Genomic DNA, 20,633 nt, shown 5'->3' on the forward strand with positions numbered 1-20,633 from the left:
CAGCTTAAATTCATCATTCAGGATTTTGAACCATTCATCAGAATCGTCTCCCGATGGCCGGAGGGCTTCCAGGCCGGAGCGATGACATTGGGCATTTGGGAGCGTCCGAGCAGACGGGTTGGGGCCAGGGTAAATTCGCCGTAGCGTCGGTTGATGTTGTCCATGGCCTGGTTGAGCCGGTCCCTCTGCTGTTGTCCAGGGTTTAGAAAATCGGCCTGGTAGCCAGTTGGTTTCGGATCGAGTGCTGTCACCTGTACCTGAAAACAGCCTTCTCCTGCCCAGTGGTTGTCGAGCAGATCATCACACATGGCCAAAATGTCAGGAGCGTGGTCAGTGGGCGGGTCGCAGCGATATTTGCGACTGAGGAAACCGGCTTCGAGTCGAACTCCGATATAGAAGTGGGTGGCGCGAAACTGGTGTAGACGTAGTCTGGATGCCACTTTTTCGGTCATGTGCAGCAGGAAGGTGTCGATGATCTTCCTGTCTTTGGTGTTGGGCGGCATGACCTTGCCGTGGCCTATGGATTTAGGGGCGGCAACGTCGGTATGAACCGGATCAGGATCGAGCCCCTGAGCCATTAGCCAGATGCGCCGTCCGGGGTTTCCGAAGCGTCGTCCGATCTCACCGATTGGCAGGCGCTGCATATCACCGCAGCTATATACCCCCCGTTCTGCCAGATAGCGACCAATACCACGAGCGATGCCGCACAACTCGGTAACCGGGATTCTGGCCAGCTCGGAACGGGCCAAGCCGGGGGGGATAATGGTCAGCCCATTGGGTTTGTTTCGTTTGGCAGCATATTTGGCGGTGGTTTTGTCGCCACTGACGCCAACCGAGCAGAGCATGCCCCCCGAGGCGTCCGATACCGCCTTTCTCACCTTGTGGGCAATCTGTTGTGGCGTACCGAGCAGGCGTTGGCAGCGGGTGATATCGAGAAAGGCCTCATCCACAGAGAAGACTTCCAGGTCGGGCGTGATGTCCGCGAGTGATTCCATGATACGGGAGGATACCTGGGCGTAGCGCTCCGGGTGAGAGGGGACCTGGCGAAATTCCGGACAGATTCGTTGAGCCTCTTTCAGGCGCATACCAGTTCGTACGCCATAGGATCGAGCCTCATAGGAGCTGGTGATGATACAGGTTCCCTGGGAGCCATTGGTAATGCCGATAGGAAGTCCTTGTAGCTCGGGATGGTCAATCTGCTCTACGCTACAGAAAAAGGCATTCATATCCACTAGGATGATGGCCCGAGACCAATAGCTGTCAGGGCATGTGTCGTCAAACCGCATTGGCGTATTACGTTAGTGATACTGTCTGAGCTGACAGACCAGAACCCCCTGAATTCTCACCCTGTCAGCGGCATAGATCATGGGAGGAACATCGGGATTCTCGGCAATCAGCTTGATGCGACCGCTTTTGAGGCGTCTAAGGCGTTTCAGGGTGGCCTCCTGGTCATCGATCAACGCGACGACAATGGCATTGTCATCTGCGGTGTCGCAGCGCTCGATAATGACCAGGTCACCGTCAAGTATGCCGATGTCGATCATGGAATCCCCCTTGACCTGGAGGGCGTAGCGGTTTGGGCCGGTCAGATATTCGGCCAGGTCAAGGCGCTCCTGGCCGGCTATGGCTTCGATCGGTCGACCGGCAGCGATGCTGCCCAGCATGGGGAGGCTGAACTTCGACAGCTCCGCGTCATCGACCATTTCGATGCCGCGTTTGCGGCCGGGAATCAGGCGGATGCGTCCTGCTTCGGCCAGGGCTTGAACATGACGGTGGGCGGTGCCTTTGGAGGTGATTCCAATCCCCTCAGCGATTTCAATCAGCGATGGGGCATATCCGCGCCGCTTCAGATAGCGGCGGATAAAGGCCAGAGTTTTATGTTGTGTGGCGGTCAGCATATTCTGTTCTCTAAAAGTTCCGTTTATCGTGATTGGAGTATAGAACATTGTGAGAACTAATGGAACTGCATCGCAATTATTGCTATCTTTCGCTGTCATTCGATTGAGAAATTTTCTATAATCATATGATAATTAAAAGATAATCTAGGGGAAGGCTATGCCTAATCGGGTATTGCAGCGTCTGGCTCTGATTCTAGCGATTGTTATGTTGACCCTGTGGGGGGTGATCCTGATTGTCGATCCTTATTTGATCGTCGGCTTTTTCAGCACCGAGCCGGTGAACCAGGCTTTTGCCGGGATGATGGGAGCGGCCCTGTTGGGATTGGCGTTTATTTCTCTGGCCGGAGTAACCAAATGGATGCATACGCCTCGGGCGTTGGGTATCGCGATGGGGATTCTGGTGGTGGAGACCGCCTATTTGATGCTGGGGAGTGGTGTTATGCTGGTGACCCTGCCCACGACTATCAGTTTAGTTACTGCGGCCGCAGTAGCATTCTTCCTGCTTGTTTGATTGATAATCACTGATATTTTGAGTTGAGATATGGTAGCTGCGGCGCAGCAGAATCGGTGCGCTCAGAGGAATGATATTCTTAAATGTGCTCTGAATCACACTGAAAATTAATAAATAATCTAAGAATTGGTATATAATTCCCAATTATTGCATAATTGTCCAAATGAGTTGCTATGCTTGAACCGGGCTTAATAGGTTTGGCAGGAGCAAACTTATAAGCCTGACAGGGTCGAGTCGAAAGCCCTTCATTATCGTTAGGCCGGATGGACGATAGTCCTATCATTGATACTAGGAGAAAGGCAAAGGCTCATAGCTGATGAGCAAAAAAGATAGCCTCTCTACTTGGTCGGTGACATATTGTTGCGCGGGGGACGTATGTCGGTGAACATGAATCTACTGTTGGTCGAAGACGATGAGATGCTGGGTGACGGTATTAAGACCGTTATGGAGCGTCGTGGGTTGGGTATCGATTGGGTGCGTGATGGTCTGTCAGCCATGCAGTCGATTAAAAGCGGCCACTATGATGTGTTGCTGCTTGATCTGAATATACCCTGGTTATCAGGTCTTGAAGTATTGGCTCGCTTGCGATCTGAAGGCAATCAGATCCCGGTTCTGGTTCTGACTGCACGCTCCGAAGTTGTGGATCGGGTGCAGGCACTGGATGGTGGTGCCGATGATTATGTGGTCAAACCCTTCGATATCGATGAACTCTGTGCTCGAATCCGAGCTTTACACCGTCGACACAGCGGGCAAGAGGCTGAGATGCTTCGCCACGGTGATCTGGTGTTGGATCCTTCCGCTCATACGGTGACGATTCAAAACAGTTCAGTGGCGTTATCAGCTAAAGAGTTCGATATCCTGCATAGCCTGATGGAGAACATGGGGCGGGTCATGTCACGTCGAAAACTCAGTGAAAAAGTATACTGTCTGGAAGATGATGTAGAGAGTAATGCAATAGAGGTGCATATTCACCATTTGCGCAAGAAGCTGGGTGATCATCCGATACGTACTGTGCGTGGCGTGGGCTATGTGATAGAGAAGCCGGGTGTTTATGCCAAGCGTTAGACGATAATTTCTGCACCATAAAAAATAGTAAAAGTCAGCTCTTCAGATTCATCTTTAATCATCGCATGCTGCAGAAATTTGCTGCTCTGTGGCTTAAAGTAATCTAATCAATTTGTCTGTGGTATCCATGTGGTAGGGGATAAGTAGTTATCTGCTGCAAATTAATAGAGGGGCCCTTAATATGAGTCTGGAAGAGCTTGGTTTCGATTTGGCATAACACAGTTAATGTTTCGGGCATTAGAACCCCATCTATAACTGCATAACAAGGAATACGGAATGTACATCCGATCGATTCGCTTGCGATTGCTGCTTATGATTTCACTATCAATATTGCTGCTATGGGGTACAACCTTTTGGTTTACTTGGTGGCGAACCAGTCGTGATATCAATCAGGTCTATGATGCTGAATTAAAACTGATGGCAGAGTTACTGGCGGTTGGAACAAAGCATGAATTAGAGGAGTTCGACCTGGATGATTACCAGGTTAACCTGAATGAAGTAGGTGTTAGTTTTCCGTTGCTACTACAAGTCTGGTCAAATGAAAATAAGTTGGTCATACGCGGGCCTCAAGCCCCGGAACACCCGTTGACTACAGATATTGTCGATGGTTATTCGGATAGTGTTTTTGCTGGGGAGGGTTGGCGGGTATATACCTATAATATTGTCGAATATAACTATCGGGTGCATGTTGCTCGAGCTCATGCAATCAGTCGAAAGTTGGTGAGTTCCTTTGTTAAGGATGTGGTGAAGCCACTACTTATTGTTTTACCTTTGTCCGGAATGCTGTGGTTCATTATTCAGCAAGGATTTCGTCCATTACAATCTGTTTCACGTTTGATCGCAGAGCGTGACTACGACAACCTGAATCCAGTGTCAGCTGAAAAAGTTCCAGAAGAGGCCTCCTATCTTGTGGATGAGTTAAACGCCTTACTCGCAAGGCTTAAGCTATCAATCGAACGAAACAATCGTTTCACAGCAGATGTTGCACATGAACTCCGTACGCCAATAGCCGGTATGTTGGTGCAGTTGCAGTCTAGTGTAACCGGGCGCACAGATGCTGAACGTGAAAAAGGCATACAGCATATTGAAAAAGGATTAAAACACCTTAATCATGTCGTTAATCAGTTACTTATTTTAGCTTCTATAGAACCTGAAAAGATTAGAAAAGAGTTTGAGATATTTGATCTTGTGGCTGTAACTGAAGATGTACTTTCTGAGATTTCACCAATGGCTCTGAGAAAAAATATCGATATGGAGTTGGTATCTGAAAATCAAATAAAGATTAGAGGCAATCAGCAGATGATAGCCATTCTGCTGGGTAATCTGGTGAATAATGCGATTAAGTTTACCCCGAATGAAAGTGGGGTTTCTGTCCGCATATCTACAACAAAGAAAGGTGTCCAGATATTTGTGGAAGATTCCGGTTCTGGGATTCCGGATGATAGAAAGAAATGGGTTTTCGAACGTTTGAACAGACTTCCTGGTGAGACTGAAAGTGGTAGTGGATTGGGCCTCTCTATTGTTCAGGAGATATGTGAACTTCACCAAGGCAGCATTACCTTGAGTGATCGGCAAGCTGGGCAGGGTTTAATTGTGACACTGTTCCTCCCTGACTTAATCGAATCTTAAGTATTAACTGCTAATTTTTATGGTATCTGTCCGCCCGCGCAGCCGTGAATGGACCTTGCAATCTGCAAATAGGCGTTTACCTAACGACCAAATGATTCTTAGGGGTATTGAGTCTATGAATAAAATTAAGTCCATTGGAGTAGTTTTTACCACCACCATATATCTAGGATTAATTACCTTATATTCTCAAGGTCTTTTAGCATCGGATGAGTCCAGTTTTTCGATTGAAAAAGCCATCTGGCAAGATGAAAAAAACCACTTGGTTGTCAAAGGTAAGGGTGGTCAGGGTATAGAAGTTATTATCACCAATACGGCGACTAAAGAGGTTATTGGGGCAGTCACCTCCAAAGATGATGATTGGCGCTTTAGGTCTAGAATAAAAGATGATACTGAGGTGCCTTGTGAAGTGAGTGCACAGCGTACTTCAGATGGTGTTATGGAAATATTGAGCGTACGTTCAGCGCCGGAAAACTGTGATAATGGCGGTGGCGACGGTGGTGGTGAGAATCTAGCTCCGATTGCCAATGCGAATGGCCCTTATACAGGCAGCCTCGAGCAATCCATAAATTTTTCCAGTGACGGTTCCAGCGATCCTGAAAAAGGTGACTTGAGCTATTTATGGGATTTTGGTGATGGCAATAGCAGTACTGATGCCAACCCCTCACATCTCTATGCTGATGCTGGTGATTATGATGTACTACTGACCGTTACTGACCCAAAAGGTGCTTCATCCGATACGATGACCATTGCTGTGGTTGATGGTGAACCACCAGTGGTTGGTATTCCAAATGTTTCGATTAACTCCACCAGTCAAAATGGTATTCCGGGTGAGCCTGTCCCTGAACAACCTCTGATCAATACCAATGACTATCGTGTCTTTGCGGTGAATGATCTGGGTATGCACTGTGGTGATTTCGATACCCGTATTTCAAGCATCCTGCCACCATTCAATGTGCTGCATGCAACCGTGATAAGACGGGGTCAGGAGCCTGATATCCTTGGTCCGAATGATGTGGATGTCTATTACTCAGCCGCCTCTAACCCAAGTGATCCGATTCTAAGCGGCATTAACTCAGCACTAACCGGTCCGGTCTATTCGAGCATGAATGCAACGACTGGAGAGGTATTCAAGACCAACTTCTGGAGTGTTGCCCGCGATGCATACAACGCTTTCTACCCACCAGGCATTCTGCCTGCCTTTTACCCTGCTGGCCCAGTAGAAGGCATTCTTGATCTTGGCTTGCCAATGCCGAATGTTGAACGACTCTATCTTGGTGATGGCGCCTTGACTGCAGATCAGCAGTCCATGCCAGGTCGCCATGGTCCCTATGTCGACAATGCGTTGGAGAAATTTGAGGCCTATGTGGTAGATCAACCTTTCTTTATTGACATGATGGGCGGACTGGATCGGGGATTCCAATTCGGTTATGTAGTGGAGGGTGTAAATTGGTTTGAAGCGCCAGGCGTTCCTATTACTGCCTTTGATGATTATGGCCGAGAGAATCCATGGCCTCTGTATCGAGTGCAAGCCAAGATTGGTGATACAACCCTCGCATCAGTTGATACCGTTGTACCGATCTCCGGAGAAGCTAATTGCGGTGCCTGTCATGGATCAGATGTAGACGGCGGCAATGGCCTGGCTACAGCGGCTCTAACCGATGTTGCTTCATCTCTGGATGATCCGATGCATGGCATGGTGCCGGATGAGGTGAGTAAAGAGTATGCAGCCGATATCAATCTGGTTCGCCTGCACGATCAGAAACATGGTACTGACCTGGAGAACCAGGCCCCTGTGGTCTGTCAGCAGTGTCACTACACACCCGCTTTGGATCTGGCGCAACTGGGACCCTTGGGGCCAGAATTTGATCCATATGGCGGCTTTGCCAATGGACGTAATCAAATTACTGTGAAGAGTATGTCCAATGTTATGCATAGTCACCATGGCAGCCTTACAGATTCCAATGGAGAGTTAGTCTTCCCCGATATGCCGGAAGCGGTTAAGGATGAGTTTGGTGTGGTAGCCAATAATACTGAGCGACGTGAGGTCTTGCATGAGACCTGTTATCAGTGCCATCCAGGACGACGTACCGATTGTCTGCGTGGTGCTATGTCCAATGGCGGCATGCTCTGTCAGGATTGTCATGGTGACATGGCTCAGGTGGGTACAGATTTTACAGATCTGGTGAATCCTGATAATCCAGGGGCGTTCGTATTGGGTGGTGATTTCTACACCAATCCAGATCAGCCTCGCGTACCCTGGGCGAATGAGCCGGGTTGTGGTTCATGCCATACCGGTGATGCAATGGACAATATGGCCGGTGCAGCAGGGACAGTTGTGAATCCTGCTGATGCAGATAGCAATCCAGATCAAATCCGCTTATTCAAAGCTTATTTGTCAGATGATCCAAAAGCTACACCGATCGTACCGACCAATAAACGCTTTGCCGAAAACGTTATCGAAGCGGATAACCCAGCAGTTACTGGAGGAGATGATCCGAGGATCGGCAATCCAATGCTCTACCGTGTGAGTGTTGGTCATGAAGGCATCTTCTGTGAAGCCTGCCACGGATCGACTCATGGTATCTGGCCTAACAAGAACGACGATGCAAATGACAATGTAGCAGCTGGACAATTGCAGGGACACAAGGGCACCATCATTGAATGTAGTACCTGTCATGAAGGTGATCTTGGCAATACTTTGGGTGGTCCCCATGGTATGCATCCAGTAGGTGACACACAATTTGCTGATGGTGGTCATGCAAGCCTTGTTGAGAGAAACTCCAATGAGTGTAAGGCATGTCATGGAGAGGATGGTTTAGGTACGGTACTTTCCCGTATGGCTATAGACAGAGTTCTTGAATGTGACGATAGCACCAGCTTCTGTCCTGATGGCAATAGAGAAACATTCCCCAAGGGCTACATGGTGGGGTGTGTTGAGTGCCATGAGAATCAGATAAACCACGACTGACCGATAAGCAGTTTACCCTTACCCGCGTGTCTCCCCTCACGCGGGTTTTTTTTGCCTGTTTTTCGGTAAGGGATTGCGATTACTGAATTGATTGTTAAATCAAATTATGTTTGATGTGAATTATTAACTATTCACAATAAGATGATTAAACGTAAATGCATGCTTGATGCCCTGAAGACGACATACTTAGTCGCCGGGTTAATAAGTGAGCACGTGTAGACTTTCGCTTCTGACTGAGTGGTACGAATAGGCTCAGTAAACATGGTGTGCGGAGATGAAAATGGTGCGGCAGGGCCGCACCCTACGGCTTTCTAATTCATGTAGGGCTGCTTCACCACTGCGGCTTTCTGATTCATGTAGGGGCTGCTTTACCACTACGGCATTCTGATTCATGTAGGGTGCGGCCCTGCCGCACCATCTGGGTTGTAAATCTAATTCAGGTTGAGTGAATTGCCCCTTGAATCATGCTCTCTTTTTCTTTACTTACGGCCCACAGGCATGGGTGCGCGGTGTAAGAAATTACACACTGCATCGTTTTTGGGTAATAAGAATCAGATACTTTACAGGAAGCATCATGAGAAGAGGATATCGAACTCAGACACCACCGCTGTGTATGGTTTCGTAATAGAGTTTTTCCAATTGATTCTTATGTAGCGTCTCTTCGTTGGCAAGAAACAGAAACAACTCTTTTATCGGACCATCTGGTGAGCTTTTAGCGAGTGCATGGTACTGTTCCATCGCAGCATGTTCCCGGCCTAACGCGTATTGCAGAACAGATTGGTCATCAGGTTTATCTCCCAATTCCGGGAGAAGTATGGCATCGGAAAACTTTTTATCGCTGGCTGGTAATTCGACCAGGGTATGGATCTGTTGATCGATGTCGGGACGTGACTTCAACTCTGTGAAAAGGTCGAAATGGTGTTGCTCCTCTTCAGCCAACTCTTCCACCAGATAGCGAATCCGTTTGCTTACTTTTGGAATCAGGTCACTATAAAAATCGCGGGCTGTGCGTTCAAAACTAATCGCGGTTTCAAGGATCTCTGCCAGGCTTTTTTTAGACTTCAAGGTGTCATAACTGCTTTGATGACCTTCAGACATGGCAATGCGCTCCTATCGTTACTGTTGATTTAACCATTCATCGATACTGCTGGCCACCCTGTGACCATCCGCTACTGCATGCACCACATCAGGGCCATTTACACAGTCTCCGGCAGCCCATAACCACTCAACCGATGTGCGTCCCTGCTGATCGATGCTTAGACGGCCGCGTTGCCATTCTAGCGCCTCACTCAGATCATCTCCCAAGAGGTTGATGTCTGACATCTGGCCAATGGCTTCGATGACCATATCGGCTTTATGAATGCGCTCATCCTGCTCATCATAGGCTGGGGCAAAGCGTCCTTGTTCATCAAATATAGAGCGTACTTTCCAGGTTCTAAGTCCGACCAGTTTATTCTTTTCTATGACACATTCCTGAGGGCCTCTGGCATCATAGATGTCGATACCTTCTTCACGACACTCTTTGATTTCAACTGGATCAGCCAGGAAGTGCGCCATATCTTCCAGTGCAGTAACACTGACTTTGACCTCTCCAAACTGTTGCTTCTGCTGACGCGCCAGGGTTCGTGCGATATCCATTGCCACATTACCGCCACCGATAACCACTGCCTGTTTTGGCGTTTTGAATTTCTCTCCGTCTGTGGTTTGTCGTAACAGGTCAACAGCCTTGAAGACTTGGCTATGGTCAGCGCCAGGTACTCTGGTCGAGCGACCAAGATGGAGTCCGATTGCCAATACAACGGCATCGTAATCTTTTTGTAGCTGTGCCATGGTGATATCAATACCAACTTTAGTGCCGGTTTGAATCTTGACCCCCATGGAAGTGATGACGTCAATATCTCTGTCGAGCATGTCGTAGGGGAGACGATATTCAGGAATACCGTAGCGGGGCATTCCACCGGCCTCTTTTCTCGCCTCGAAAACTGTCACTTGATGACCTTTACGTATCAGATCATAAGCCGCGGTGAGTCCTGCGGGGCCAGCGCCAATTACGGCAACCTGTTTGCCACTAAGATAATCGGCTTTACCTTCTGCCGCGATCTCCTTGATGCGTTGATGATCGACTGAGTCCATGGCATATCGCTTCAGCCAACGGATAGAGATTGGTTCACCCCGTCGGCCTATAGAGCAGGCATCTTCACAACGATGCGTGCAGACACGGCCACAGACATGTGAGAAAGGGTTGCTTTGATAGATCAGGCGAACCGCCTCTTCCAGGTTGCCTTGCCAGATTGAGCGAATATATTCCGGTGCGTCCATATGGGTAGGACAGGCATCATGACACATGCCGCATTGTACACAACGGGAAGCCTCCAGGACGGCCTGCTGATCTGTATAGCCGGAAACGATTTCATTAAAATTATCGATTCTTTCCTCAGGGTCGAGCTCGGTCATCGGCTGGCGCTTCAAATCGAGAAGATCTGAATCAACACTCTTCTGCCACCCTTCACCATAGTATTCACCATGGATGCCTGTCTCATCCGGAAGAATGAAATAACTGTCGATCTCTTCTTGCGTACAGGTGTGGACATACTCTCGTGAGAGAGAGATGGCGCTGGTTGGGCAGATATCGACACATAAGGCGCACCAGCAACAACGACCATAATCGATGGCAGGTCGTAGATTGCGAATACCCTTTACAGGATCTTCGGGTAGATGTGGAACCTTAACCATGGTGATTGCAGCATTGTCACAGACCTTTTGACAAGAGCTGCAGCCGATACATTTTTCATGATCATTGAGGTGAAATCCACGATAGTTATCTGCTGCCGGGCGTGGTTCCAAGGGCACGGTGACCGGTTTGCGCATGAAGAACTGAAGTGCTTTCAGTGGACTTAGAATGGAGCCGGCATCATCATGCTCAATTTGAGTACTCTGTTTACTGAATTTAGAATCTTGAATAGGTTTCGACATCGTTCAATGCTCGTAGCTCTTAAAGAGCTATTGGATTCGTATTAACAGGCCCATATAACCCATAAGAAGACTTCTTGATGGGATGGAATTTTTTTTAACAGTCAACATCATCACTCACTGATTGCAATCAACGATCCACCTCCGGTGGACAGGCATCAAGGGAGAACATGGTCTGCGCGATATCTTCGATACGTGAACCGACAGACATCTTCTCCAATACCTGCACCGCATGCATGGAGGAGGGACCGCGAACATGAACCCGGTAGGGTTTGGGGCCGCCGTTGGAGACAACGAAATAGCAGAGTTCACCCTTCGACGATTCAACCCGTGTATAGGTTTCACCGGCGGGGACATTCCATGCCAGTGGATTTGGAATGGGTGCACGTATAGGGCCATGAATGTCGGGTAGGATGTCGACCACTTGGCGCAGGATACGAATACTCTCCATCAACTCATGGCGACGAACCAGGGTACGTGCCCAAGCGTCACCGTTCTCTTCAACAGGAATGTCGAAGTCAAGCTGGTCATAGACCAGATAGGGATCGTCTTTGCGTACATCAAAAGCCAGTCCGGTGGCCCGTAGATTGGGTCCGGTAACTCCCCACTCAAGGGCCTGTTCACGGGACATCACTCCTGTACCTTTGGCTCGTTTTACGAAAACCTGATTTTTAAAAAAGAGATTATCGTAGTCAGGCAGTCGTGATTCGATATAGTCCAGGGTTTCTGAAAGACGTTGCAGAAAACCTTCAGGTAACTCTTTGCGTACACCGCCTGGGATATTGTAGATGCTATAGACCCGGCCACCGGTGAACTCTTCGAAAAGATCGAGCAGCAGGTCACGATCTGCCACCCCCCAATACATGGTGCTGTACATACCTGTTGTGGCCGCATGACCGCCGAAGGTGAAGAGATGTGCTGCGATACGTGATAACTCGAGCTGCATGACACGCAACCATTGAGCGCGTTGAGGTACTTTCAGGCCGCATAGCTCTTCAACCGCTAAGGCGTAGCAGACTTCCATTGGTGAGGGATCAGGAACACAGATCCGTGGCACCAAAGCTATGTTTTGAATCCATAGCCGCTGTTCCATAAGCTTTTCAAAGCCACGGTGCAGATAGCCACCATCTGCTTTGGCCTCCAGCACGATATCGCCATGCAGTTTCACCTTTAAGGCGTAGTTACCTTCGATGCCAGGATGATTTGGACCGAAGTTGAGCTCGTACTCATTACTCGGTGGATGGCGTTGAGCTTCGTAATTCTCTGGTCTCATAGTTGATTCACTTGTGGCCTAAAAATTTCAAACAATTGATACTCTTCCAATACCATTAACGCTTCTTTTGACTGAAGCGTTGCTCTTCAGGCGGGATGATTACACCACCGCCCTCTGCGACCAGTTCCTGCAGCCACTCCGGGTTATAGTTTTGCCAATTGAGGTGCTCGTTGATATAGGCCTCGCTATCGAACTCTTTACGCATTGGAGGTGGGCCATCCCACTCTGTAAGGATGAACTTCTCCATGTTGGGACTGCCTTCGAAGTGGATGCCAAACATCTCATGGATGTCCCGTTCGAAAAAAGCGGCAGGTTGGTAGAGGTCATACACGGAGAGGTAGACACCCGCTTCCCGGGATATACGTATGTGCGCCGAGACCAATGAATGACTTTCGTATGACCAGATGTGATAGACCAGTTCAAACTCTTTCTCTTCAATCCAATCGACACAGCTGATGGCGGAGAGATGAATATAGCCAGCTCGTCCCTGCAGTAGTTCCAGCAGGGCAGGCAGGGCGTCAGCAGGAACATCGACTCGTACCCGACGGCTGCTTTTACGGCGTACTTCGATGCCTTCGATCTCTTTCAGGATATTATCCAGCCAATGGGCGACTTCCTTACTCATTCGGTGGGCTCCTTGATATTGTGACCGAGGCGCATCTCAAGAGCCTCAAGAGGCTTTTGATGCTGCTGCAGTAGCTTGGTGTGATCACCCAGGGTGCCGTCACCAATCAGATTGTAGTGTTCAGCTTCGGTGATGATGTCAGTGGGGGTTTGCCATTTTTCACCGAACAATTTCTGCTGGTTGCCCAGGTAGTAGTCGTAGTTTCGATAGTAGTCTTCCCAACCGTTGGCTTCCCCACTCTGGATACGATCCATCAATTTCTGTAAACCACTGATAACCGCCTCGGGTCTAGGCATACAGCCAGCGATATAGAGATCGACAGGCATATACTCATCGAGCTTTTTAGCGGTGGCATAACTCTGCCAATACATGCCTCCATTGACGGTGCAGGAACAGATTCCGATCACATATTTTGGTGATCCCATCTGCTCATAGGTCAGAATCACCCGCTTGAGTGTCTTGATAGAGACATAGCCTGTAATCAGAAGAATGTCCGCCTGTCGTGGCGATACCATTGGTTGAATACCAAGACGTTCCATATCGAAACGTGAGGTCATGGCTGGTGGCAACTCGATGGCGCCACAACCGGTACAGTAGTGAAGAAGGAAGAGGGAGCGTGAGCGGCAGAATCGTACTAAATCATCGAACACCCGCGCCAGGGGGTTACCCTTTCTCTCTTCGATTACCGGTATCTGTTTTAACGTGCTCATTACGATCACCAAAGTCGTTTGGGTTAACGCACCTGGTGACCTTCATGGTCTCCAGGCTCGTCAATCCGGCGAAGCCGGAATTCAGTCACCTCTGTATCGCATTAGGGGATTACAGGGTGGTGCCACTCTGTCTCATGAGTGGCAAAAAAATCACATTACAAATGCCAAACCGATCAATCCCAGCATCACCGGCCATTTCCACATCAGACGAAGCAGATCCTCGGTTCGGTAACGGGGAAAGAGGTAGGCGATACTCACCGGAATGGCGAGTACCAGAAAACTCTTCAAGAGAAAATCGAACCAGGTCGTGCCGCCACCCAAAAACAGGCTGACATAGAGCACAGAGGTGGTATAGAGCTGGAAACACTGCATGACAAACAGTCCGCCCAGATATTTTCCGCTCATCTCCACCATCGGGCCGGTCGCAATCTCCGCCGGTGCAATATAGATTTCAAAAGGTTGCTTACCCAGGGAGGCATGCATTGCAATCAGGCCGGCAATCGCCAATAGGGGCATCTGCACCGCACCCCAGGTCTCAAATCCACCCGCCTGTTGAATGGCAATGATATCGACAAGGTTGGTAGTGCCAGCGGCATAGGCGACACCAAAGATTACTATCACAAGTGGAATGTCATAGGCGAGCATGGCAGTGAGGGCACGAGCAATACCGATCGATCCATTGGGATTGGCGCACTGGCCAACACCCAGGGCGAGACCAAGGGAGGGAATCATCATCAGATAGAGCAGGGTGATAATGCCACCTTTTTCTGCAATGCCATCCATTCCGGGAACCGGTAACAGGGTTTCTGCAGCAATATATCCCCCCATGGCCATGACGATGCCGATATCGTGAATCAGACCGTGGGATATCTGAGTTCGCTTGCCGTGCAGTTTTACGATGTCGTACAGCGGTTGAAAGAATGGAGGCCCGACACGCCGCTGTATCTTGGCTGCGATTCGACGCATCATCAGCACCATCATCATGCCGACAATGAAGGCAATCAACGGCATCAGGGTCAGTTCAATAAGAAGTTCGATTGGAGCCATTAGAAAACCACCCAGGCAATTACAAAAAGTGCCGTGCTCAAAAGATAGAACTCAGAATTGGCGCGCCGGTAGATACCCTGCATACCCAGGGAGAGAAATTCGACCAGCGAGGTAATACTGTTTTCCAGCCACTGAAAGCTGCCGCGATACCAGCCACTGATCAGATGCATCAGACCAGAGTAGAAGTTATCGCTATATTGATAACGCACATCGGTAGTCAGAAAGTGTCCACCCGCATAGTTGTCGAGCTGGTGCACTCTTTTACTGCGACCTGCGGAGTAGAAGATAACGGCGCCGATACCAAATCCGGCAAACAGAACACCGATCACCCACAGCATATCCAGGTTGCCACTGGTTGATTCTATGCCGCCGAGGGATATCTCTGGCCCGGTGAGACCGATACTCTGCAACGCAGAGGCAACCCAGGTCAGAGGTATGCCGGGTAACAGTCCGGTGGTGAAGATGATGCCAGCGAGTATCAGCATCGGAATCATCATGCTCCAGGGGGCTTCGCGTATATACTGGTGTTCCACACGAAGTTGGCCGAGAAAGATATTGTGGATCAATTTATAGACTGAGAGGATGGTTCCCAGCGTGCCGATGATCGCACCCACAAAAAGCAACGGCATACCATCTACCAGTAGAGATCGATAGACCAGCCATTTGGAAACAAAGCCGTTCATGGGAGGCAGGCCGGCAAGACCGATGATCCCCGTCAGCAGTACCAGGAAGGAGAGGGGCATTCGGGTTACCAAACCACCCAACTTGTTCAAATCTGCTGTACCAGTACGATGCATTACAGCAAACACAGCCATTAGCAGTGCAGCCTGGCAGGCGGCATAATTCAACACATGAAGCAGTCCACCGGCACTACCCAGGGCATTGGCAGTCACCAGGCCGAGCAACATGTATCCCCCCTGACCTATACCGTGCCAGGCGAGCAGATAGCGTGCATCGTTCTGCTTCAATGCTGTGTAGGTTGGAAAAATAATGGTAAACACTGCGATCCAGGCCAGCAGGTCGCGGGCATCTATCAGGGTGAAGGGTATTTTCAGGTTATCGATGTTGACGATACCAAACAGCTTTACCAGAACCAGCTGGATGGCAAACAGCCCCATACGGGAAGAGATGGCCCCGAGAAAGGCACTGCCCGGCCCCGGTGTTTCTGCATAAGCAGCTGCCTGCCAGAGATGAAAGGGCAGTAGCCCCATCTTGATGCCAAAACCACTTCCGAATAGCAGTACCAGCATCCAGAGTTGACCAACACTCATATTTTCAACGGCGATCAGGATCGCTTCATACTGCAGTGAACCAGCTGAGACGTAGACCAGTGCAATACCACCAAAGATCGACATACCGCCAACTACCGCATAGGTGATATAGCGCATTGCTGCCTGGGTTGCGACGCCGCCGGCGACTGCCATTAAGAGAAAGCCCGCCCAGCTGACCAGTTCCCAACCTATGAAAAGTGATAACAGATCCCCGCTGGCTAGCAGAACCAGCATGGTGAAAACGTTTAACGCCATGGCCATATGAAACAGCCAGACATTACCCCCCTGTTGGGAAAATTTCCGTTCCCACTCGCCACAGGAGAACCAGCTGGTGAGCATGGCAGCTACAATAGTGATTAAGGCAAAGAACCAGCTCAGTGCATCGAATCGCCATGAGAGGGTTTGGCCCATGACACTGAAACTGAAGCCTGAGGAGATGGGATCACCCCCATAACCAAGCGCAGCCATTTTAATCAGTACCAGTAACTGTCCTGCGTAGAGGACAGTCACCATCCAACCGACCGCAAGACCACGACCAAGAATTAGGGCAACCAACAGTGTGGCGCCGGAAAAGATCAATAGCTCATCCAATAGGCTGAGAATCACAACTGGCCTCCGGGAGTCGCTGGTAAAACAGTTTCAATATAGAGATCGATATTCTTTGTCTCTGATGCCACTGCCTGCAGGCCATCACCAATTGGGGCAATCAACACAGTTGCTGCCAGCAGGGAGATGCCAAATAGGGAGGCAGTAGCCAAGGAGATTCCTGGCAGATGAGGTCGTGCCGGTTGATTCGGTAGCTCAGCTCGACTGTACATCAAGGCAACAATACGGAACATATAACTGGTCTCAATTACAGTCGCAAGGAGAAATACCAAAAGCCCGATCAGATAGAGTGGTTCACTCTGAGCAGCAAGTTCAGTGATCAGTGTGAACTTCGCCCAGAACCCAGGCAGTGGTGGCACGCCCACCAGGGAGAGGGCAAAGAGGGTGAAGAGTGCTGCGCCAATAGGTGAGGTTCGGGCAATGCCCCGAAGACGCTCCAGAGAGCCACCCCAACCGTCGGCCAACATGAAGAGTCCGGTTTTGATCACCAGGTGATGCAGAGAGAGAGCCAGCAATGCGAGCAATCCACGTTCATCTGGAAGAGAGAGGGCAATGAAGACGATTCCCAGCTGACCAATGGAAGAAAAACCGAGCATACGTCGCATATCCTTGGCACGCCAGGCGGCAAGTTCGCCACTGATAACACCGAGGATGCCGAGGATAAGAATAATCTGAATCGCCTCTGGTTGATGGAAAACCAACAGCAACAGTCGCAGAATCACCAGCAGTGCCAGTTTCGACAGAAGTCCAGCCAGAAAACCGGATAATCTGCTCGATGCCGTCCCATAGATTTCCGGAACCCAGGCATTGACTGGAAAGAGTTCCGCTTTAACGCCGATACCGATCAGGATCAGCAGGTAGGCAGTCAATCCCAATTTGTCATTTAAAAGTTCTGGCGCCAACTGTGCCAGGTGGGCCAGATTCAAGGTGCCGGTCTGACTATAAACCAGAGCAATGCCGAGCAGGGTTAAGACTGATCCAATACCGCTCAGTATCAGATAGCGAAAGGTTGCCGCAATGGATGCAGTGGTGTTTGATGCTGCTACCAGACCAAAGGTTGCCACTGCCGCCAGTTCATAGAAAACATAGAGGTTGAACAGGTCGCCGGAGAGTGCGAGACCAGTGGATGCAGCTACCAGCAACAACATCAGTGACTGGCGTCGAGCAGTATCCTGATTCAAACTGAATGGCCAACAGATCAGCCCCATGAGTTGTGTAGCAAAAGCAAACAACAGGGCGAGGGAATCGATATAGAGGTTAATGCCCAACGGGGCTGCAAATCCACCAATGGCAATCGAGATCGGCAGAGAGACATCATTCAGCCATAAATTAGCCAAAAGCCAACAGCCGTAAGCCAGAATAAGCGGCCCCAGCCAGAGTCCGATCGCTTTGGAAGTCTGCATCACTACAGGCAAAAGAAATGCACCGAGCATGGGTAGGGCGATGGTTAGAACCAAGTAGTTCATAGTTCGCCTCCACGGGATTCAGAAGTATGGGCTGGCACGGGTTGAATCGGGCGATCCCCCAGTGGCGCATCCTGGCTGATATCCCGGCGTATCCCCGCTGTGATGGCAATCTCAGCATCCATCTTCTCAGCAACGTCATGACGATCCAGAGCGGCATAACGCTGACGTATTCGGATGAGAATGCTTACAGCCAATGCCTGAACACCTACGCCGATTACAATCGCAGTAAGCACCATGGCTTGTGGCACGGGATCTACCATGACGGGTTGTTCGCTTCGTTCAATGAGGATTGGCGCGACCGCTTCCCAGCGATATCCTGAAAGCACCAGCATCAGATTGGCACCTGCTTCAGCGATGACCAATGCCAGAACCATACGGAATAGGTGTCTCGATAAAACCACTCCTGAGAGACCGATAATGACCAGACCCAGGGCGGTTGTATAGAGTATCAATTCAAGTGTGACACCCGGGATCATCGTTCGGACTCCGTTTGTGCAAGGTTGGATAACAGGCTTGCCAGTTCAGCGCCTACCTTCAAGCCCACAGCGATATAGAGCAGGGGTAAGGTACCGGCGGATATCAAAGACCCCAGAGTGTCCTGATTCAACATCGGTTGCAGAAAAGCTTTTCCCTCTGCCAGAGCGGCCAGACCAATCAAAATGAAACTTGCACCGGCAAAGGCCTCTATCACACTCAGAATAGAGTGGTGTAAGCGTGCACCTGGAGAGGCGAGCAGCGGTAGAAAGAAAGCGGCAGCAAGAATAACCCCGCCCTGAAATCCACCACCTGGCGTCAGGTGACCATGAAAAATAATGTAAAAACCTATGGTCAAAAGAAAAGGGAAGAGCATTGCACCGCCATGATGGAGAACGAAGCCACCTCTGGTTTGAGTGCCTGCAGTTGTCTGTCTACGCCCTAGAACCAATCCTGCTGCAGAGGCGGCGGCGAACAGAATGGAGAGTTCACCCAGAGTATCGATACCGCGGTATCCGAGTACTACCGAGGTAACGATATTGGCGGCACCTATCTCCTGAGGCGAGGATGACTGAATTGCCTCGCCGATTCGCATTGCCGGATTGCCGAAATCGATGCCACTGGCAATCGCCAGCAACATAAAGCCCAGACCTCCTGCAAACAGCAGTCCGGTGAGATTACGCATTCTCATTCCCCCTGGGTTTAACGGAAAGCAGACTGTGCTTCTCTTGCTTACCCTCAATTTGCCATAGTCCCAGTCGACGCAGAGCCAGCGCCAGAATGAGACTGCTCAGACCGGCGCCAACAGCAGCTTCAGTCATGGCTACATCTGGCGCACGCATCAGTGCAAACAGTAACGCCAGACCAAGGGAGACAACTGAGGCGGCTGCAACTGCAGCCAAGTGATTTTTAACAATCAGTGCCAGTGCCGCAGAACTCAACATCACTATTGCCAGTATCAGGGCAATCCAGATCTCCAGGTCACTCATTGATCCACCTCGCTTGAATTTGTGAGCGGCTCTTTTTTCCAAGGTTTGACACCAGCCATAAGAAGCGCTCTGGCGATGGTGGAAGAACCCAGTGGGTTCGTAATCAGGATGAGTATTCCGATCACCAGAAGTTTCGACCACCAACTGGGGTAGAGCAGGGCGATACCAACTAGCAGTGATAAGGAACCGAGGGTGACTGCTTTGGTTCCAGCCTGTATTCGGTTATAGACATCGGGCATGCGAATCAATCCGATAGCACCGAACAGGGTGAAAGCTGCACCGATGAGAAGAAACAGGTCTGCCACCATTCTCATGAGCCATTACCTTCTATAGTTCTTGCGATGGCCACCACGCCGACAAATGCCAGGGTGCCGTAGATCAATGCAACGTCCAGGTAGAGGGGGCTTCCCAGCAGTGCGGCCAGTACCACTAAGCCGGAGGTTGTTATGACTGCCAGGGTGTCTGCGGCAACCACTCTATCCGGCGCGGTCGGTCCAAGAATAAGCCTTAATAAACTCAACAATACCGCTGCACCCAATAAAACCAGTGCCACTGTTTCCAATACCGTCATTGTCATATTACAAAACCTTTCAGATGCTGCTCAAATTGGCTGGTTATAACTTGGGTGGCAGTTGCGATATCGGTGCCAGGGGGGCAATCAACCCAGTGCACCAGAAGCAGTTGATCCTGTACATCGACAGTGAGGGTGCCAGGTGTCAGGGTAATACTGTTAGCCAGAATCAGACGGCCGAGGGGAGATTTGAGATTGGTTTCAACTTCGACAACCGCTGGTCGCAGCGGCAGGGAGGGACTCAGAACACGACGTGCCATGTCAATGTTGGCTCGAATCAACGCTAGAAAAAAAGTGCCGAGATACTTTATGAAAGGCACAATCGCTGAAGGTGAAATAATCAAACCAGAGAGTATTGTGAGGTGAGGGCGGCTTGCCAGGGTTACGATGAGTGCGATCACCATACCGGCTGCCAGTTCTGCAGGATCAAGGTTACCAACCAATAGCAACCAGAGTCCAAATACAAGCAGGAACAGAAACAAGCCGTGGACGAATCGGAGTGGTTGCTGTTCTACGATTTTCGCAGACATACTCAGAAGCACCTTTTGTTGTGGTTGTTG

At 49.9% G+C, this 20,633-nt stretch carries 20 protein-coding genes; 4 read left to right on the plus strand and 16 right to left on the minus strand.

The window, feature by feature from the left end; translation table 11 throughout:
* Positions 1-17 precede the first annotated feature (17 nt).
* Positions 18-1,286 carry a DNA polymerase Y family protein gene (locus tag AC4IE7_RS19720; RefSeq protein WP_490778583.1) on the minus strand — a complete coding sequence of 423 codons (1,269 nt, stop codon included), beginning with the start codon at positions 1,284-1,286 and terminating at the stop codon, positions 18-20.
* A gap of 12 nt (positions 1,287-1,298) precedes the next feature.
* A complete protein-coding gene (gene lexA, locus AC4IE7_RS19725; protein ID WP_490778584.1) occupies positions 1,299-1,946 on the minus strand; it encodes a transcriptional repressor LexA in 648 nt (215 codons plus the stop codon).
* Positions 1,947-2,055: 109 nt separating this feature from the next.
* Here lexA and AC4IE7_RS19730 point away from each other — a divergent pair, with 109 nt between their 5' ends.
* From AC4IE7_RS19730 to AC4IE7_RS19745, 4 genes are all read left to right on the plus strand, one after another.
* Positions 2,056-2,409, plus strand: coding sequence for a hypothetical protein (locus AC4IE7_RS19730; RefSeq protein ID WP_490778585.1), 354 nt, complete (start codon positions 2,056-2,058; stop codon positions 2,407-2,409).
* A gap of 387 nt (positions 2,410-2,796) precedes the next feature.
* Positions 2,797-3,474, plus strand: a complete 678-nt coding sequence (locus AC4IE7_RS19735) for a response regulator (protein ID WP_490778586.1) — start codon at positions 2,797-2,799, stop codon at positions 3,472-3,474.
* A 276-nt stretch (positions 3,475-3,750) separates the two neighbouring features.
* The gene (locus AC4IE7_RS19740; protein WP_490778587.1) at positions 3,751-5,103 is read left to right on the plus strand and encodes a sensor histidine kinase; all 1,353 of its coding nucleotides are present in this window, start codon (positions 3,751-3,753) and stop codon (positions 5,101-5,103) included.
* 115 nt (positions 5,104-5,218) lie between these two features.
* Positions 5,219-8,071: a PKD domain-containing protein gene (locus AC4IE7_RS19745; protein WP_490778588.1), complete on the plus strand. Its 2,853-nt coding sequence runs from the start codon at positions 5,219-5,221 to the stop codon at positions 8,069-8,071.
* 594 nt (positions 8,072-8,665) lie between these two features.
* Here the strand turns inward: AC4IE7_RS19745 and AC4IE7_RS19750 are convergent.
* The 14 genes from AC4IE7_RS19750 to AC4IE7_RS19815 form a co-directional block, all read right to left on the minus strand.
* Positions 8,666-9,169, minus strand: coding sequence for a ferritin family protein (locus tag AC4IE7_RS19750; RefSeq protein WP_490778589.1), 504 nt, complete (start codon positions 9,167-9,169; stop codon positions 8,666-8,668).
* A gap of 18 nt (positions 9,170-9,187) precedes the next feature.
* Positions 9,188-11,044: an FAD-dependent oxidoreductase gene (locus AC4IE7_RS19755; RefSeq protein ID WP_490778590.1), complete on the minus strand. Its 1,857-nt coding sequence runs from the start codon at positions 11,042-11,044 to the stop codon at positions 9,188-9,190.
* Positions 11,045-11,171: 127 nt separating this feature from the next.
* Positions 11,172-12,314: an NADH-quinone oxidoreductase subunit D gene (locus AC4IE7_RS19760; protein WP_490778591.1), complete on the minus strand. Its 1,143-nt coding sequence runs from the start codon at positions 12,312-12,314 to the stop codon at positions 11,172-11,174.
* A 55-nt stretch (positions 12,315-12,369) separates the two neighbouring features.
* The gene (locus tag AC4IE7_RS19765) at positions 12,370-12,939 is read right to left on the minus strand and encodes an NADH-quinone oxidoreductase subunit C (RefSeq protein WP_490778592.1); all 570 of its coding nucleotides are present in this window, start codon (positions 12,937-12,939) and stop codon (positions 12,370-12,372) included.
* A complete protein-coding gene (locus AC4IE7_RS19770) occupies positions 12,936-13,649 on the minus strand; it encodes an NADH-quinone oxidoreductase subunit B (protein ID WP_490778593.1) in 714 nt (237 codons plus the stop codon). The genes AC4IE7_RS19765 and AC4IE7_RS19770 overlap by 4 nt, the downstream gene beginning before the upstream one ends.
* Before the next feature lie 150 nt (positions 13,650-13,799).
* Positions 13,800-14,696 carry a respiratory chain complex I subunit 1 family protein gene (locus AC4IE7_RS19775; protein WP_490778594.1) on the minus strand — a complete coding sequence of 299 codons (897 nt, stop codon included), beginning with the start codon at positions 14,694-14,696 and terminating at the stop codon, positions 13,800-13,802.
* Positions 14,696-16,573: a proton-conducting transporter transmembrane domain-containing protein gene (locus AC4IE7_RS19780; RefSeq protein ID WP_490778595.1), complete on the minus strand. Its 1,878-nt coding sequence runs from the start codon at positions 16,571-16,573 to the stop codon at positions 14,696-14,698. Before AC4IE7_RS19780 ends, AC4IE7_RS19775 begins: the two co-directional genes overlap by 1 nt.
* On the minus strand, positions 16,570-18,039 hold the full coding sequence (locus AC4IE7_RS19785; protein ID WP_490778596.1) for a complex I subunit 5 family protein: 1,470 nt from the start codon (positions 18,037-18,039) through the stop codon (positions 16,570-16,572). Before AC4IE7_RS19785 ends, AC4IE7_RS19780 begins: the two co-directional genes overlap by 4 nt.
* Complete coding sequence (locus AC4IE7_RS19790; protein WP_490778597.1) at positions 18,036-18,515, minus strand: sodium:proton antiporter; 480 nt, start codon at positions 18,513-18,515, stop codon at positions 18,036-18,038. Before AC4IE7_RS19790 ends, AC4IE7_RS19785 begins: the two co-directional genes overlap by 4 nt.
* Complete coding sequence (locus AC4IE7_RS19795; RefSeq protein WP_490778598.1) at positions 18,512-19,198, minus strand: MnhB domain-containing protein; 687 nt, start codon at positions 19,196-19,198, stop codon at positions 18,512-18,514. Before AC4IE7_RS19795 ends, AC4IE7_RS19790 begins: the two co-directional genes overlap by 4 nt.
* Positions 19,191-19,502: a Na(+)/H(+) antiporter subunit B gene (locus AC4IE7_RS19800; protein WP_490778599.1), complete on the minus strand. Its 312-nt coding sequence runs from the start codon at positions 19,500-19,502 to the stop codon at positions 19,191-19,193. The genes AC4IE7_RS19795 and AC4IE7_RS19800 overlap by 8 nt, the downstream gene beginning before the upstream one ends.
* Positions 19,499-19,816, minus strand: a complete 318-nt coding sequence (gene mnhG, locus AC4IE7_RS19805) for a monovalent cation/H(+) antiporter subunit G (RefSeq protein WP_490778600.1) — start codon at positions 19,814-19,816, stop codon at positions 19,499-19,501. Before mnhG ends, AC4IE7_RS19800 begins: the two co-directional genes overlap by 4 nt.
* The gene (locus AC4IE7_RS19810; protein ID WP_490778601.1) at positions 19,813-20,079 is read right to left on the minus strand and encodes a monovalent cation/H+ antiporter complex subunit F; all 267 of its coding nucleotides are present in this window, start codon (positions 20,077-20,079) and stop codon (positions 19,813-19,815) included. The genes mnhG and AC4IE7_RS19810 overlap by 4 nt, the downstream gene beginning before the upstream one ends.
* Entirely contained in the window at positions 20,076-20,603 is a 528-nt protein-coding gene (locus tag AC4IE7_RS19815; protein WP_490778602.1) for a Na+/H+ antiporter subunit E, read from the minus strand. The genes AC4IE7_RS19810 and AC4IE7_RS19815 overlap by 4 nt, the downstream gene beginning before the upstream one ends.
* Positions 20,604-20,633 lie beyond the last annotated feature (30 nt).

It is taken from the genome of Candidatus Thiodiazotropha sp. AKAK3 (assembly GCF_058244645.1).